11 protein-coding genes are annotated in these 15,718 nt (G+C 63.3%); 6 read left to right on the top strand and 5 right to left on the bottom strand.

From position 1 onward, the window contains the following. Positions 1-26 precede the first annotated feature (26 nt). The 3 genes from IRI77_RS01605 (at position 27) to IRI77_RS01615 (ending at position 5,052) form a co-directional block, all read left to right on the top strand. Positions 27-335, top strand: coding sequence for a PadR family transcriptional regulator (locus IRI77_RS01605; RefSeq protein WP_194450345.1), 309 nt, complete (start codon positions 27-29; stop codon positions 333-335). After that, a complete protein-coding gene (locus IRI77_RS01610) occupies positions 336-3,062 on the top strand; it encodes an ABC transporter permease (RefSeq protein ID WP_194450346.1) in 2,727 nt (908 codons plus the stop codon). Between the two features lie 769 nt (positions 3,063-3,831). After that, a complete protein-coding gene (locus IRI77_RS01615) occupies positions 3,832-5,052 on the top strand; it encodes a phosphatase PAP2 family protein (RefSeq protein WP_194450347.1) in 1,221 nt (406 codons plus the stop codon). Between the two features lie 281 nt (positions 5,053-5,333). Here IRI77_RS01615 and IRI77_RS01620 read toward each other — a convergent pair whose 3' ends face one another. After that, the gene (locus IRI77_RS01620) at positions 5,334-6,053 is read right to left on the bottom strand and encodes a DUF4386 domain-containing protein (RefSeq protein WP_194450348.1); all 720 of its coding nucleotides are present in this window, start codon (positions 6,051-6,053) and stop codon (positions 5,334-5,336) included. 686 nt (positions 6,054-6,739) lie between these two features. On the opposite strand from IRI77_RS01620, the gene IRI77_RS01625 reads away from it, so the two are divergent. Next, positions 6,740-8,596, top strand: a complete 1,857-nt coding sequence (locus IRI77_RS01625; RefSeq protein WP_194450349.1) for a right-handed parallel beta-helix repeat-containing protein — start codon at positions 6,740-6,742, stop codon at positions 8,594-8,596. 204 nt (positions 8,597-8,800) lie between these two features. Here the strand turns inward: IRI77_RS01625 and IRI77_RS01630 are convergent, their stop codons facing one another. The 3 genes from IRI77_RS01630 to IRI77_RS01640 are packed head-to-tail and all read right to left on the bottom strand — an operon-like array spanning position 8,801 to position 11,816. Then, complete coding sequence (locus tag IRI77_RS01630; RefSeq protein ID WP_194450350.1) at positions 8,801-9,529, bottom strand: FkbM family methyltransferase; 729 nt, start codon at positions 9,527-9,529, stop codon at positions 8,801-8,803. A 16-nt stretch (positions 9,530-9,545) separates the two neighbouring features. Continuing rightward, positions 9,546-10,676 carry a hypothetical protein gene (locus IRI77_RS01635; protein WP_194450351.1) on the bottom strand — a complete coding sequence of 377 codons (1,131 nt, stop codon included), beginning with the start codon at positions 10,674-10,676 and terminating at the stop codon, positions 9,546-9,548. Positions 10,677-10,682: 6 nt separating this feature from the next. Next, complete coding sequence (locus tag IRI77_RS01640; RefSeq protein WP_194450352.1) at positions 10,683-11,816, bottom strand: glycosyltransferase family 4 protein; 1,134 nt, start codon at positions 11,814-11,816, stop codon at positions 10,683-10,685. A 501-nt stretch (positions 11,817-12,317) separates the two neighbouring features. On the opposite strand from IRI77_RS01640, the gene IRI77_RS01645 reads away from it, so the two are divergent. Both IRI77_RS01645 and IRI77_RS01650 read left to right on the top strand, forming a co-directional pair. After that, positions 12,318-13,187, top strand: a complete 870-nt coding sequence (locus IRI77_RS01645; protein ID WP_194450353.1) for a hypothetical protein — start codon at positions 12,318-12,320, stop codon at positions 13,185-13,187. Between the two features lie 481 nt (positions 13,188-13,668). Then, a complete protein-coding gene (locus IRI77_RS01650) occupies positions 13,669-14,190 on the top strand; it encodes a carbon-nitrogen hydrolase family protein (protein WP_194450354.1) in 522 nt (173 codons plus the stop codon). A gap of 57 nt (positions 14,191-14,247) precedes the next feature. Here the strand turns inward: IRI77_RS01650 and IRI77_RS01655 are convergent, their stop codons facing one another. Beyond that, a complete protein-coding gene (locus IRI77_RS01655) occupies positions 14,248-15,606 on the bottom strand; it encodes a M50 family metallopeptidase (RefSeq protein ID WP_194450355.1) in 1,359 nt (452 codons plus the stop codon). Positions 15,607-15,718: the final 112 nt, after the last annotated feature.

The raw sequence follows: 15,718 nt of genomic DNA on the forward strand, positions 1-15,718 counted from the left end.
ACTGACGATCAAGAGAAGAGGCAACGATGGTACAGGGAACCCTCGACATGCTGATATTGAAGACTCTCGCGCTCGAGCCCATGCATGGATGGGGCGTCGCGCAACGCATCGAGCAGGTCAGCGGCGGCGTCTTTAAAGTGAATGCGGGGTCTTTGTTTTCGGCCTTCCTGCGGCTCGAGCGGGCAGGGCGGGTCAAGACCGAGTGGATGATCAGCGAGAATAACCGGCGCGCGAAATACTATTCGCTCACCGCCGCCGGCAAGAAAGCGCTCGCCGAGGAAACGCGCGAGTGGGAACGGCAGGTTTCGGCCATCGCCAGAATCCTGGAGGTGTGAGTGCTCCCCAAAAAGAAGCAGGACCTCGACGAAGAGCTGCGAAGCTACTTCGAGATGTCGGTCGAAACCAAGATGCGCGCCGGCATGACGGAAAGCGAGGCCACGCGCGCCACCAGAATCGAGATGGGCAGCATGGACTCCGTGAAAGAAGCGGTTCGCGATTCCACTTGGGAATCGGTATTCGGTGACCTCTGGAGGGACCTTCGCCATGGCCTGCGCCAATTGCGCCGCAGCCCCAGTTTCACCGTTATCGCGATCCTGACGCTGGCTCTTGGGCTCGGCGCGAACACCGCCATCTTCACGCTCATCCACGGGGTCATCCTGAAGCAGTTGCCCGTGTCGAACCCTGGGGCACTGTACCGCATCGGCGCGGGCGAGAACTACTGTTGCCTGTGGCTCGGCATGCAGGACTCATGGGGCACCTTCTCTTATCCGTTCTACCGGCACCTGGCCGACACCAACAAAGCGTTCTCGCATATCGCGGCCTTCTCCGGCGCGAATCCGTCGCTCGGCGTCAGGCGCGCTGGTTCGCGTGAAACCGCCCAGACGTTAACTGGCGAGTGGGTCTCCGCCAACTACTTTGCGACGTTCGGTTTGAACGCCAGCGCCGGGCGCTTGTTTATTGCGGCGGATGACGGCGCTACGGCGCCGCCCGCCGTCGTGATGAGCTGCAGGGCGTGGAAAGAGAAATACAACTCGGATCCTACACTCATCGGCTCGACGCTCGTGGTGAGCGGCCGCGCCATGACGCTGGTGGGTGTCGCGCCGGAGGGTTTTGAAGGCGCGCGCCTCACCCCGCATCCGCCGGAACTCTGGATTCCACTCGGGCAGGAACCAATGTTTGCCGGGTCCCCACAGAACTCCATGTTACCCCAGCGGCAGGCTTCCTGGCTGTTCCTGATCGGACGCATGAATCCGGGCTACCCGGCGGCCGCGGTGGAGGCGCAGATTACGAACGATTTGCGGCAAGACCTGGCCGAATACAGGACTTCCGATGAGGACCGCGCGCGGCTCTCCAAGCAACAGGTTCGGGTGATTCCCGGCGGCACTGGCGTCTCTTCGCTGCGCTCCGACTCCGAATCCGGCTTGCAGTTCCTGGCGATTGCCGCTGGCCTTGTCCTGCTCATCGCCTGTGCCAATCTCTCTAACCTGCTGCTGGCCAGGGGCGTCGCTCGCCGTCAGCAGATGGCCCTGCGTCTTTCGCTGGGCGCCACGCGCTTCCGGCTGATGCGCGGGGTTCTCGCCGAAAGCCTGCTGCTCTCGCTCTTCGGCGGCATCGGAGGGATTCTCGTCGCCTACGCCGGATCGGGGATGATTCTCTGGATCGCATTTCGTGGCGATGCCTTCATCCCGGTGAGTGCGAGCCCTTCGCTCCCGGTGTTCGGCTTCGCCTTCGCGCTCGCCACATTGGCCGCATTGGTCTTCGGTCTTTTCCCGGCGTGGAAGAACACGGACGCCGGAGCGGGCGAAGCGTTGCGCAGCGGCGGCCGCACGACGTCCCGCGCCTCCTCCGGGCCGCAGCGCATGCTAGTCATCCTGCAGGCGGCGCTTTCGATCGTGCTGCTGGCGTTGACGGGGCTGCTCACGCAAAGCCTGCGCAATCTCGAGACTACTCAGTTCGGATTTGCTGCCCAGGGCCGCGTCATCGCTAACATCAGCCTCGACTCCGCGGGCTACAAACAGGCGGATCTTCCGGCGCTCTATCCGCGGCTGGAAGAGACGCTGCGCTCGATCCCGGGTGTGCGGACCGCGAGCTACTCCCTGCAGACGCCGCAGCGTTCCTGTTGCATCAACCTGGGCATTCAGATTGACGGGCGGACCGAAAAATGGATCAGCGAAACCAACGTCCTGTTCAATCGCGTAAGTCCGCAGTACTTCGAGGCGATGGGGGTACGCGTGCTTCGCGGACGTCCGTTCTCACCCCGTGACACGCAGGCGGCCGTACATGTCGCCATTGTCGATGAGTGGTTCGCGGCAAAGTTCTGGGGCAGCATCGACGAGGCACTGGGCAAACGTTTCGGCGCGCGACTGGATGGCCATGCCCGTGATTTTGAGATCGTCGGCATCGTCAACGCGGTGAAGTACCGCAATCCAGCTCTGGTGCAACACCCGATGTATTTTCTGCCGTTCACGCAAAGCACGGATTACCGCCAGGAGGATTACCGCCGCCTGGAAGAAGGAACTCTGTATCCACAAGCGATTCAGTTGAACGTCTCCGGCCCGCCTGAGCGTTTCGAGATGCCTTTGCGCAACGCCCTAGCGAGCCTCAATCCGAATCTGCTGCCGATCGAACCCAGGTCCTACAGCGAACAGGTGGCCATGCAGTTCAATCGCGAACGGCTCGCCGCCCGGCTGACCGTCATCTTCAGCCTGCTCTCGTTGCTGCTTGCCTCCCTGGGCCTCTACGGCGTCACCGCCTACAATGTCACACGGCGAACCAATGAGATCGGAGTGCGAATGGCACTCGGCGCGGACCGGACCAACGTCGTTTGCATGATCCTCAAAGGCGCGCTCACCAATGTCGGCATCGGCCTGTTGATCGGCATCCCGATCGCCATCGCCGCGGGGCGCGCGCTGGCGTCCAGGCTCTACCAGATCGCGCCTTTCGATCCACTATCGGTCGGCGGCGCGGTCGCCACGCTGTTGTTCTTTGCCGCGTTGGCGGGGGTCATCCCGGCGTTGCGCGCCGCGTCCATCGCCCCGGTGACTGCGCTGCGGAACGAGTAGGGCGCAAGTTGGGAGTGGGGCCCGCAGCCGGCAGAAAGGCCATTGTCACGTGGCCCACCGGGCTCATCCCGCAGCCGCTGGAGCTGACCTGGAGGTCCAGGCTACCAGCGCCGTCCTGATCGCGGTTTGGGTCCGCGCAGGCCCAGCGATGCGGGTAATCTGTCCCAATTCTCCGAGTCTCCCGAACGAGGGCGGTGCTGCGAATTGTCCCGGGACATTGCCTGTGAAAGCCTCCGGGCGGCAGGTCCGGTTCATTGGCACGATTGAGAGCCTGAATCAGGACAATTCGCGCAGCATTTTAAATCCTGGAAGAGCGGCGGGAAGGTGGATCCTGTTTATCCTGTGCTATTCGTGAACCAGAAAGAATCGAGTTTCGGAGAGCGTCTGGCCATCCAAGGAGCGCCAGGATGGCTCGTCACCGAATGCAAGTCCTTGTTGGGCTGGTATTTAAGAGACGCGCAGACGTTCCCTGCCAATTGCAGCAGCTACGAAAAAAAGCTGAGTGGAATTTACGTAGACGATGAGGATGTATTCTCATTGACCAGCTATTCAGAGTAGAATACGGGAGTCCGGAGTACGGATCAGCGTGGGGTACCAGTCGAAGTGACAGGCCAGTAAGTCTCCATTTCCCGCCCCTATTGCCCTGCTTGTCGTTGCGGGGCGGGAATGAATTACAGCCTGAATGCATTTGGCGGCGAAGACTTCAACATTGGAATTGGGTGCCGGTGAGCCCGGCAGGGATCCACTTCGATCCATCTGGGTTCGATGGATGCTGGTGCTGTCGCCGGCGATGATCATCTTCGGCATTCCTGGTGGATTGTTCCGGGAGCTGCGGGGTAACCCTACCGTGGCGTTTACCTACCTGGGGTGCGCCTTTCTGTTTGCGGCGGCTCGCCCGGGGCGCTGGGCCGCAGCCGCAGCGGTGGGCGTTGGCGGGTTGCTGTATGCGGCGCTGGACTGGGTGGGTGAGCCAAAGCCGGAGTACTTCGGTTCCGAGTTCATCAACCCTGCGAGCTACCTGGGCGTGGGCTGCCTGCTGGTATTGGGGGCACGGGTCTTTCTTGTGTCCGAGGCGCAGCGCTGGCCGGCCAGCCGGTTCTTTGCGATCGCCTGGATCAGTGGGTGGTTCTGGGTCTCGCTTGGCTTCCTTCGTCCGCTGAACCAAATCATGTGCCCGCTTACGATCGATCCACTGTTTCACGCCGTGGATGGGCAGTTTGGGTTCCACCTGAGTTTTCTGCTGGGCGGGATTCTCGCCGGGCGGCCGGCGTTGTGGAATCTGACGGCGACTGTTTATAACGCCCTGCCTGCGATGGCCGGGCTCGCGCTGGCCGTTGATTTTCGCGATCCCAATTCCCCATACCGGTCCTTTCAGATGTTTGTGAGCATGGGGCTCATCGGCTTCAGCCTGTATTGGTTTTGTCCCGCGGCCGGCCCCCAGTTTGCGTTTGCGGCGGACTGGCCCAGGCGATTGCCGCCGGCGGACAGCCTGAGTGCGATGAGTTTACCGGGCTATGTGCGAAACTGCATGCCGTCCCTGCATTTTGCCTCCGCGCTGGGGTGCTATTGGGTTCTGCGCCATGCGCGCCGGGTCTATCGCGCAGTGGCCGGCGTGTTTCTGCTTGGGACCTTCTTCGCCACACTGGCGTTGGGGGAGCACTATCAGATCGATTTGATTGTGGCGGTTCCGTTCACGCTGACGTTCCTGGCGGGTTGGGTTCACGCCCTGCCCTGGAAAGCGGCGGAGCGGCGCGCCGCGGTGATTGGAGGGTGTCTGCTGACGGGCCTGTGGCTGGGGCTGCTGCGGTGGGGCGGTTCGCTTCTGCTGGGTTCGCGGATCACTGTCTGGGTGTTGACCTTCGTCACACTGGGCGCCTCGTTTTTCCTGCACAAGCGGCTGATGCGGGCGATCGACCGGAGCCGGGTTGGCGTGCCGGCGGCGGAGGTAGCGGCGCGTCCAGTGGAGGAAGAGTGCGGGTGTGCGGGGTGAGATTATGGGGGCGGTGGTGAGGGAAGAGGCGGAATGAGCCGGGTTGATGGGGCTTTCTCCGCCGATGGTCTTCTGGCCGTTGATCACCGAGCTTTATGAAGTGGACCATGGCTCGACATCGGTGGGCGCCAGGCCATCCCACCGACTGAGAACCGGAAGGCTGTTTGAGACCGAGGGTCTCCCGATCCGACGGCAAGCCCGCCTGAGCGGTTCCTCTCCGGCAGGCCACCTGCTGAGGGGAGCGCGCGGCAGTTGTGGAAGGCGCCGACAGGGACTCCGCCCTATCTGCCCGGTGGCCCGGCCTGCAGGGTTTCCGTCGATCTCAGCCCGCGGAACAGGAACCACAGGCTGAGCAGAACCTCGAAGGTCATGGGTGGCAACTCATACCAGTTCGGCGACAGAATCGCCGCGAAATTCGGGTGCATGAGATACGCGAAGCCGCAGCACCCCTCGTACAGCGAGCCCAGAATGCCCCAGAGCGCCAAGGGGCGGGGTACGTAGCGCGATTGGAAAAGGACACAGGCGAACAGGGCAGTTCCCATCCCGTGGAAGACCAGGCCGATGTAGTAGGCATCCCGGCTCACGCCGAATTGCCATCCCGCCAGGGCGGCCAGGCCGTCCGGCCCGAAGTTGCGCAGCGAGCCGGCGCCTTCCAGCAAGCGCAGGGCGCCGAAGATGTGCATCATCACGATGAACCAAAACAACGCGTAGGTCAGCTTGGAGAATGCCGCGAACATGGCAATGCCCCGATTGACAGGGAGAAGGATCGTGTACAGCGCCGCCGGAAGGACGATCAGCCCCACCCCGTAGAAGAAGGCTCCGGCCAGGTAGAGGCGAACGGCCTGTTCATGGGCGATGAAGCGGCGGGCGGTTTCTTCCCCGTTTCCCCAGACCAAGTAAGGAGCATAGAAGCGGGAAAACGCCAGCGTGATGATCACCAGGCTCAAAAGGAACGCGATGCCGAAGATCCTGGCCGCCTGGAGTTGTGATCGTTCCATCATTGCCTCGATTTCCGGGTCAGGACAGCTATGCGGAGTACCGTGACTGGCCCCCTGATGCCGTTCGATTGCGATTGTTGAAAGGGGCGTTGTTTCGGCCTGTCGAAGCGGTCCGCTCCGCTCGGTGGAGGGGTAGCCTTTCCGGCCATGGGGGATTCGTCGTACGCAGGCGCGATCGAGCGTAGTGCGGTGGTTAGACGGCCTCTAGTCAGTGGGTGGGGCGAGCAGTTCCTAAGCGCGCCATTGAACCTGGAAAGGCGGACGCCATGGCCGGTCACTCCCGCATTATCACGCTGTTATTCCTCACGATCCATGCCAGTATGCTGAGCTGTGCGCGCTCATGCCGACTCCGTCGATTCGCGCTGCTCACGCTCTCACTCAACACCGGAAGGCGGCGCCGCGAATCCATTGGGAGGCTCCAGCCCGTCCACGATGCACTGGCCCGATTCCCCATGCGGCTTGTGTTCCGGCAGCCGGTGTCGGCGACGCCCGAACCGCACTTGGGTCAGGCGGGGGGCCACCACTTTCGCCTGCCTAGGATCAACTCATGCTTCGACGAGCACTTGCTGGAAGGTAGCGGCCGTGCCGGGATTGGGATGGTGCCTGGTGGCCCTGCGCACCTCCGCGCGGTTGCGCATGGTGTTTAATGGATCTCGAACGATCTTTGTTCTTCCTCGAAAGGAGTTGCGATGCGCCCAGTTCACCGGACCGCACGACGCACTCATGGCGGCTTGTTCCTCTCTTCTTTTCTGCTGTTGGCGGTTTTGGGGTATGCACAGCCTTCGGGCGGGCCTTATGGACCGATCGACCAGCGCTACGAGATTCCCAAGGCAGCACACGTTTTCTACGTCGCACCGAATGGCGTAGCGGAGTCTCCCGGCACCGACCTTGCACAGCCGACGACGCTGGAGTCGGCGATGGAACGGGTGGTGACGGGCGATGCGGTTGTGCTGCGCGGTGGGGTGTACCGGACGGGCGGGTTGGTGCTGAACCAGGGCATTACGATGCAGCCCTATGGCGATGAACGGCCCGTGCTGAAAGGGACGCAGGTGGCGGTGAAGTGGGAGGCGCTGCGCGACAACGTCTGGCGGACTCCGTGGAAGCGGCTGTTTCCGGCCGCGCCGCTGGGCTGGTGGCAGCGGGGCCGGGAGGGCATGCGGACGCCGCTGCACCGGTTCAATAACGACATGGTGTTCCTGGATGGGGAACTGCTGCAGTCCGCCGGATGGGAAGGGGAGCTGACCCCGAAATCCTATTTCATCGACTACCAGGGCGGCTACGTCTATCTGGGCGTGAACCCGGCCAACCACCTGGTGGAGATCACGGCCTTTGACAGTGCGCTGGTGAGGACGAGCTCGGCGGTTCACGGCAAGAGTTCGGACCACAAGGGTCCGGTGATCCGGGGAATTGCATTCACGCAGTACGCCTACCGGGCGCTGGAGGTGGAGGGCAAGAAGCACTTCACGGCGGCCGATGAACCGACGGATGAACCGGTGGGTCCCTCGGATCCTTCGACTTATGGCAAGGAGGTGACGGGGACGGTGTTGGAGAATGTGTCCATCACTTATTGCTCGCGCGTGGCCGGTTACTTTCGCGGAGACGGGCTGGTGATTCGGCAATCGCTGATCAGCGACACCAGCACGGAAGGGCTCTATGTGATTGGGTCGTCCGACGTTCTGCTGGAGCGGAACATCATCCGGCGGAACAATATTGAGCAGTTGACGGGGTACTATCCGGCGGCGGTGAAGATCTTCAACCAGTCGCACCGGGTTACCGTGCGCGACAACCTGATCCTGGATAATCCCAATTCAAGCGGGGTCTGGTATGACGTGGGCAATCGCGACGCGGTATTTGTGAACAACTGGGTGGACCGGGCGGTGAATGGTTTCTTCTTCGAGATCTCGCGCGGCGCGACGGTGGCGGGCAATGTCTTCCTGAATTGCGACCGGGGTGTCTACATCCTGAACTCGGCGGGGGCGCGGATTTACAACAATACGTTCCTGGATGCGCCGGCCTCGTTCGAGCGCAATCAGCGGAGCGCCACGGGCGACCATTTCGGGTGGCATCCGGCTACGGGTCCGGGTGTCGACCAGCGCGAGGGACATGTGTTCGTGAACAACTTACTGGCGGCCAGCGAGGCGAGCCGCCGGCCATTGCTGCGGTTCGAGCAGCCCGCGGCCCTATGCGCGCAGCTTCCGCGTCCGCAGGCGCAAGTGCTGGATGGGAATGTGTATGCGCGAGCGGCGTTGCCGGGCGTAGAGACGAAGGCTCCGTTGGCGACATGGGGTCCGGCTGCGACGGAGAGTTGTGTGGCGACGGCGGTTTCGCTGGAGGAGTTGCGCGGGTTGGCGTCCGGGTTTGAGGCCGGCGGGCGACAGTTGGACCGGACTCCGCGGTCAGTGTTCCAGGGGGTCGATGTGGGCCGGTACGAATTGCTGCAACCGCTGCCGGGTCTGGCGGGCGGGTTGCCGGCGGATGTGCGGAAGCTGCTGGGCTGGAGCGAGCAGGAGGCTCGGACGACGGGGGCTTATCCGGTCGGGCGGTGACGGGGGGTGGTTTGTTCGCTTTGGATAGTGCCAGGGTGCCGTGGGGGCTCGGTTGAAGATGTGGCGGCAGTGGGTGGCTGTGGTGTGTTGAGTGGGGGATTGCGGTGATTCCACCGCTCCCTCACGGTCGCGGCTCAATTTGGCCGCGGCTCAATCGCCTTGGTTGCGAGGATCCCGGCGGCTGTGGTTTGCAGCCGGATGGTTTCACACTTGCCGTTGGAAGACGAGGTCCAGGAAGGTCACTTGGGAGGTATCGGCGCGGCCGATGTCGAGGATGTCCACCATGGCGAAACCTCGGCGGTCGAGTTCGGCGATCATGCCGGCGAAACGGTAACCTCCCTCGAAACGCCTGGGGACACTGACCTCCAGGATGAGGAATTCCGTATCGCGCAGAGTGGCTGCGGCGCCTTGGAGGATGTCGAGTTCCGCGCCTTCGGCGTCGATCTTCAACCCGAAGGGACGCGCGTAGGGTTGGGCCGCGATGACGCGGTCGAGTGTTTCCACCTGGATGCGGCGGATGTCCGGGCGGTCGCCGGTCTGCTCCAGGCGGTCGCGCTTGTAGAAGCTGGTGAGTTGCGGGAGGCGCGGCTCGACGAAGAGGTCGGTTTCACCTGGGGCGCTGCCCAGGGCGACGGGCACATGGACGCCGCGGCGGGCCGCGAGGATCCTGTCAATGTCGGCGGTGAACTCCGCCACCGGCTCAATGAGCAGCAGAAAGGCGTCGGGAAAGGCGCGATACAGCTCAGTTGTTCCATGGCCCACGCCGACATCGATGACGGTGGCCGGCCGGAAGCCCAAGCGCTGGATGTAGGCGGCATCCCAATATGTCCTTCCACAGCTCCAGCCCTCGGGCGCGGGGACTTCGCGCTGCACGCGCCAGCCTGCCGAGAGCAGCTTCCGGTGGACGAAATTCTGTAGCTCGTACCAGTTCAAAGGGTGATTCTCTTCCTCATAGTAGCGGTTGCCCGGTGCGGATCCTGGAGATCCAGTCAGCGGAGGTCAGTTTCTTTTCCAGCCGTGCTTCTGCCAGGCAGTGGGCGGCCAGCCAGCGTTCGAGGTGGGGGCCCTGGATCTCGGACCAATGCTGGAACGGGACGACGGGCAGGCCGCGAAAGAGCGGGTCCAGCGAAGAGGCCGGTGTCAGGACGATGTGACCCAAGGCCAGCGACTCCCACAGCCGGTGGGTGTCCAGGCCATTGCCAGGGGGACTGAGGACGAAGGCGTAGCGGCCGCGGCGGCGCCACATCTCGGAGCGCCCGAGCGGCGCTTCCTGCAGGCAGACATGGGGATTGCCGCGCAGCTTGTGGATCAGGCCTTTCCGCCCGCCGAGCCGCGTGCGTTGCCATCCGAAATCCACATAGACCGACGGAATTCGTTCAGCGAGCGGCGGCAGGCTGTCGCGGATGGACAGTAAGACGCTCTCCTGCTCAGCGGGCGAGGCGATGGGCTCGCCCCACATGGGTCGATCGCACAGAGTGTGGTAGTCGATGCCGATGGGGGCGGGGGAGATCCGGGTCCGGTGATCGGAGCCATCGTAATTCTGGGCGTACCAGTGGATCAGGCGGGGGTCGTTCACGAGAGTCCGGGCTACCCGCCGGATGCTGGAGGGGACTGGGCTGTCGGAGTCGGCAGTCACCAGAATGAAGCGTGAGCGGAGCAACGGGAGTACTTGGTGGAGGAAGGATTTGATCCAGGACAAGCGCAGCCAGATCACCGCACCATCCGGGATCGAAGCATACGTGGAAGGAGCCGGGATCAGGTTCCTGGGCGTGCGCCAGTTTACATCCGCGCCGGCGAGAAGGGGGGCGGTGGTGTAGCCCAGTTCCGGTGGAAACTCGTCGGGGATGCGCCAATCGGAGAGCGCCGCGAGGCCCTTGTTCCAGATCAGGTTCGCTCCGGGCGGCTGGATGCGTGACGCGGCGCGCGCGAGCAGATCCGGGTGGTTGTGATGAGCGCGGCTCTGCGCTTCCAAGCTGCCGGATTTGGTGGGTGAATGGCCAGAGGATTCGGGCTGGCCGGGCCGGAGCTGATCCAGCAGGATACGACGGAGCCGGCTTGAGTAGTGCGTGAGCGGCTGCACGGGTCCTCAGAAATGCCGGCCCAGGCAATCCCGGAGCTCGGCGGCGACCAGATCGGACCGATAGCGCGCACACAACCGACTGGCCAGGACCTGGGCTTTGGCCCTGCTTTCCTCAGGGTGTTCGTAGACCTCACGCAGGAAACGGGCACCCTGGCCGACGTCCGGTTCGGCCCAGCGGTGACCGAACTCGTAGTCGAGCAGAGGGCGGAAGGGCGGTGAGGTCATGCGGTAGGGGACGCGCCAGGAGAGGTCTGGTGGCAGAAACTCAGTTTGTCCGCCGTAACCTGTCATGACGACGGGGCGGCCGGAGGCGGCGGCATCGAAGGCGCCCAGCCCCCATCCTTCGGCATGACAGAGCGAGACGTAGCAGTCGCCCTGGCGGTGGAGGTCCTGGATGCCGGATTCCGGTAGCTTTTCCGTGAGCAGGGTGATGGGCGGAGGGTCGGGATACCGATTTCGCAACCTCTCGGCCAGCCATTGGGTGCGAACGGGCCAGCACCCGGTGAAGGGTACGCGCAGGGACAGGTGTTTCTCGGTGGTTTTGAGGACGAGGCGTACCGGATCCTGGGCGGTAAAGGCCCTGAGATAGGCGGCGATTGTGCGGTCGACCGCCTTACGGTCGTCCCAGACGTTGATGGAGTAGAAGGTGAACGGGCCGTCGCTTTCGGCGGCAGCGGGCAGTGGGGCCTGGCCCGGAAGGAGAGAGTGCGGAACCACCTCGACGGGCTGCCGGAAGCCGCCACTGCGCATCACGTCGCGATTCCAGGGGCAGGGGACAATCAGCAGGTCGAGGCCGCTCAGGTGGGTCTTCCAGGAGCGGGGTACGCGCTCAGTTTCCCAGGCTGCGTAGGCGGCGACGCGGGTGTCCGGAAACATCGCCCGGAGGTGAGGATAGTATTCCGGCTGGGTGTGAAGGAGGACGACGTCGTAGGGGATGGCCCGGTTGCACACAGGATCGAGCTGCGGGTCGCCGATGGAAGTGCCCTCGTACGGCTCAAACTCCAGGCCCCAGGCCGGGCCAGGGACTAACGGCGTCCAGGTGACGGGTACGCCGAGCCCTACGAGCCCCAGCAGATACCGGCGCGCGGCCTGGGCGTAACCGCTGGTGCCGGTTAGCGAAATATAGCGGATGCCGGTCATCGCGAAGGGGGGCGCGCGGGAGCGGGCGGCTTGCCTGAGGCCACGCGCCGGACGCCGAAGGGCGGTTTTTGCGACCAGATCTGCCGGACGGTCATGGACTCAACCGATCCTGGGCAGGGTAAGCCGGTACGGGCGGCGGTGACAGAGGTGACTCTTGACGACTCGGATCGGGTTCGGGTCCGATTTTGGACGGCATTTCGGTTAACGGACGTGCTGACGCGCGCATCCTTCGAGGCATCCGGGCCGTGTTGGGTTTGGGGACTGGCGGCGGGCACGCAAATTCATTGAAACGCACTGTCCCAGCCTGCGTCGATTCTTCCAGAGATTCCAGCAACTCGAAGACTAAAATAACATTGGCCTGCCTCGGAATGCACCATGCAGTGCGGCGGCAGTTCCGTTCCACTGGTCGATTGAGTTTGGATTCCTTGTCCGGCGTGGTGGCGGGTTGCTTTGCGCCGGGGCCACGCCGTTTTCTGTTGCCGGAGCCCAGGAGGGCACGCCGTGGGTAAAGGTCTTTTTCTCGTTTGGTTCAGCGCGCTGGCCGTCTCATGCAGTACCGCCTGCGGACAAGGGGCTGCGCCTTCTTCGCGCGAGCTCGTGCTGGCTCTGACGCAGTCTTCTCTTGCTGACCAGATGGGGTTATCCTCGTGTTCTTCTGAGCGCGAGGGCCGGTATCGCCGGTTGGTTGAGTCACTCTTGCGCCAACGCGCAGCGTCGCTGGCCGAACTGGAGCGGGCGCTGGATTCGATCGAACAGGCCGGCGCGGAGTCTGAGTTTGCCACGAATGGGGCGTGGGTCGTGAGGGCCTATGCCCAGATCGGACGTCAGGATGCGTTCCCGCGTTTGCGCCGAATGGCCGATGACCGCACCCTGGCGAGGCTGGGCCTGCAACTCAATCAGGCGCTGGCGGTCTCGCTGGGACTGACGGCGTTTGTGTCTCGTGCTGATCGTGCGGGCCGCGTTTTCCAGTGTAACGGTGTCTTTTCCGCCGGATTGGCGCTTGATCAGTTTGTTCGGGCATGGGTGAGCGATGATGCGGTCCAGTTTGAAGCCAACTTGGGGCCCCATGCTCGGAGCGCGCTCGCCCAGATGCTCTCCGGGCAGACCTGGGCTGAGTTGCGCGCTGAATTGTGGCCCGGAGGGCAGGAGGGTGCGGTTGTGGGGTATCGGTTGCCGGCGCAGGGCGTGGTAGGGCACCGACCGGGTACGACGCTCGACACTGTGTTTACCGATCGCCTTGGACTTGAGTGTGGCCGGGTTGCGGTTACGATGGTCGAATCGAAGGAGGGCGGGCTGCTGGCCGCCGATTCTGTGGATCAGGCGGAGCTTGGTTTGCTGATGCGGATGATTGCGAGGTGTGCTTCGGAATAGCCGTCTGGTTGGTGGGGGCTTCAGTCCTCGGTTCGCGGTTCGGGCTCTCGTGGTGGATGGGGGACTTTCGGTTGCTCCTCCGCTCATTTACATTCGCGGCTCTGCTTGCTGCTGATTCGCGGGGGGCGATTGGGCTGGGCGGAGTTCCCTCGTGGCGGCGCGCCGCTGCGTTGCCGGCTCCGCACGCAGTCGAGACTCCGCGCCAAGTTTCCCAAAATCCTGATTGTGCCGGGCACTGTGTTTTACCGCAGCTTTACCGCAAAGGACTGATCCGGGATCTATTTTCCGCCGAGGCAAAGTTCGATCCAGCCACAGGGCAACGGACGCGGCCCAAAACGACGGACCCATCGCGGCGCGACCGGATTCTGCAGAAGCACCAGAACTACATTGCCAATATCCCAGGCATGCGGTCGCCTTTCGGCAAGGATTTGACCACGTGGATTGGTGCGGGGTTTCCCGCCGATGATTACCCCGTGCTTCGTTGAACCAGATCAGCCAGAGCCTGCGGGACATCCCCAAGTTTCCGGAGATCGCCAAGAACGTGGCGTACCTGCTGCTGGGAGGGCATCGTATTGCGAAGATCGACAAACAGGAGGATTGGGGCGAGGCGTTCGGCTGCAGTCCGGATCAGTTGGCTTTCGTGCCGGGGACGTTCCCGCAGTGCGCGGACATCATGGGGTACCGGTTTGGTATGGAGAGCTGCTACGACCACGGGCTGGGGATGTTGGCCCGGAGAAATGCAACTCCCCTGCATTTCCACTTTGTTGTTTCGGATTGGGTGGAATCCAGCATGGGCAATATGGCGATGACGGCGGGCGGCTATTTCGCGCATGCTTCGACGAAATATCAGCAATCGACTCTGTGGCGGCGCACGATGAACGGCGCACTGGAAGACATCACGCTGAATGACACGTTCTGGATGAAGCGGAGTACGCAGGCGACCCTGCTGAATGGCGATCTGGCCTCGCTCGCGCCGCCGATTCCTTTGGGCATGAAGCTGTGACCGGCGGGTGCGCGGCGTGTGGAACCGAGCGGGCAATGCCCGGCGGCCGGGCGTCCTCTAGGCAGGAACGGCTTCGCGACGAATGACTGGTTGCTGGGCCGCCGTGGAGTGGACTGGAACCAGGCTCACCAGGTCGGGCCACCAGCGTTCCGCCATCAAGCGGAAGTCGTGTTCGTCTAACAGGCGAATGCCCCTGGGAGGCGCCTGCAGCACGAGGCTCCAGCCTTTGTACCAGGCCGCGCGTCCGTCTTCCAGTTCGCCTTTGGCTCCGTGAAGTGCCGCCTTCGCGCGCCAATAGTCGGAAAGCGATTTGTCCTTGAAGCGATCGAACCAGAGCTGGGCAGCTTCCGCATCGCCCCGGTAGATGGCCTGATAAAAGGAAAATTCGGGCGCGAATTGCGTTACGGTCTTCTCCGGCCAATGCTTCGCATGCTGATGGATCAGGTTGAAGTATTCCTCGGCCCGCTCGATTTCGCCACGGAAGCGAAAGTGGACTAGCGCAAACAGGATCGCTCCGGGGTCTCCGCTGCTGCCGTCCTCCACGCGAGCCGAATCCTCGACCAGGTCGCTGGGCCAGTCCTGCGGGGAAAGATCCCCGGTGATCGACAGTCCGGTGTAGAACTGGAAGACAATGCGCCTGCTCCACGGACCGTTCAAGGCGAGTTGCCAGAGCCGCGCTCCGTCGGAGTAGCCGCCATGCTCGGTCCCGATGGGCAGCAGATTGACAACGGAATCGATGAGGCACAAGACGGTCAACGTGCCGAGGAGATCCCAGGCGGGCTGCCAGGGCGCGTTGCGCGCGGTGAGGAACAGCACCAGGCAGATGGTTCCAGAGGCAAATGATGCGGCGGGTCCGGCGGCGATGGTGAACAGAGCGCCGGAGCGGATGCCTCGCGGTCTGGTGGGCAGGGCGCCGGTGGCTCCGCCTAACAGGCCCGCCCACTCGAAGCGCCACCGGCCTTCGAGCTTGGAGACGCTGAAGGGACCCACGCGGAACATCCGAACCTGGAAATCCGAAGCCCAGGCTCCGATGGCGTGCCCCGACTCGTGAAAGAAGATCGAGAGGAGGATAGCCAGAGGCAGCACGATCAGGCCCGTCAGGGGGCCCTGGATCGCTGTTAAGCCCAACTGGGCGGCGAGCCGGCCGACCCAGCGGAATCCGGCGAAGGCGAGGATCCACGGAACGATATAGACCGCGGCCTGAGTGAAGCGCGAAGTTCCATCGCCAGCCTTCGGCGTGTGTTCAGGCGGCCGCTCGACGTGAAGGGCCTCTCGCTGTTTCCTGCGCATGAAAACCACGAGGCCGGCGATGGTCACGACTGGCCCGATTGGCAGTATCAGGAAATGGGCGATGGACGCGGCAATGGCCCAACGGCCGGCGAACTTCCGGCCCCGCTTCATCTGCCACCAGGCCATGGCGGCGGCCAAGCCAGCTACGAGAAAGTACGAAATGATTATGACGTAACCGACCATTCCCGCTGCCGGGCGCTCAGCGTGAGCGGATTTCCACCACGCCTTGATCAGTAAT

It is taken from the genome of Paludibaculum fermentans (assembly GCF_015277775.1).
GTDB classification, from domain to species: Bacteria; Acidobacteriota; Terriglobia; order Bryobacterales; family Bryobacteraceae; genus Paludibaculum; species Paludibaculum fermentans.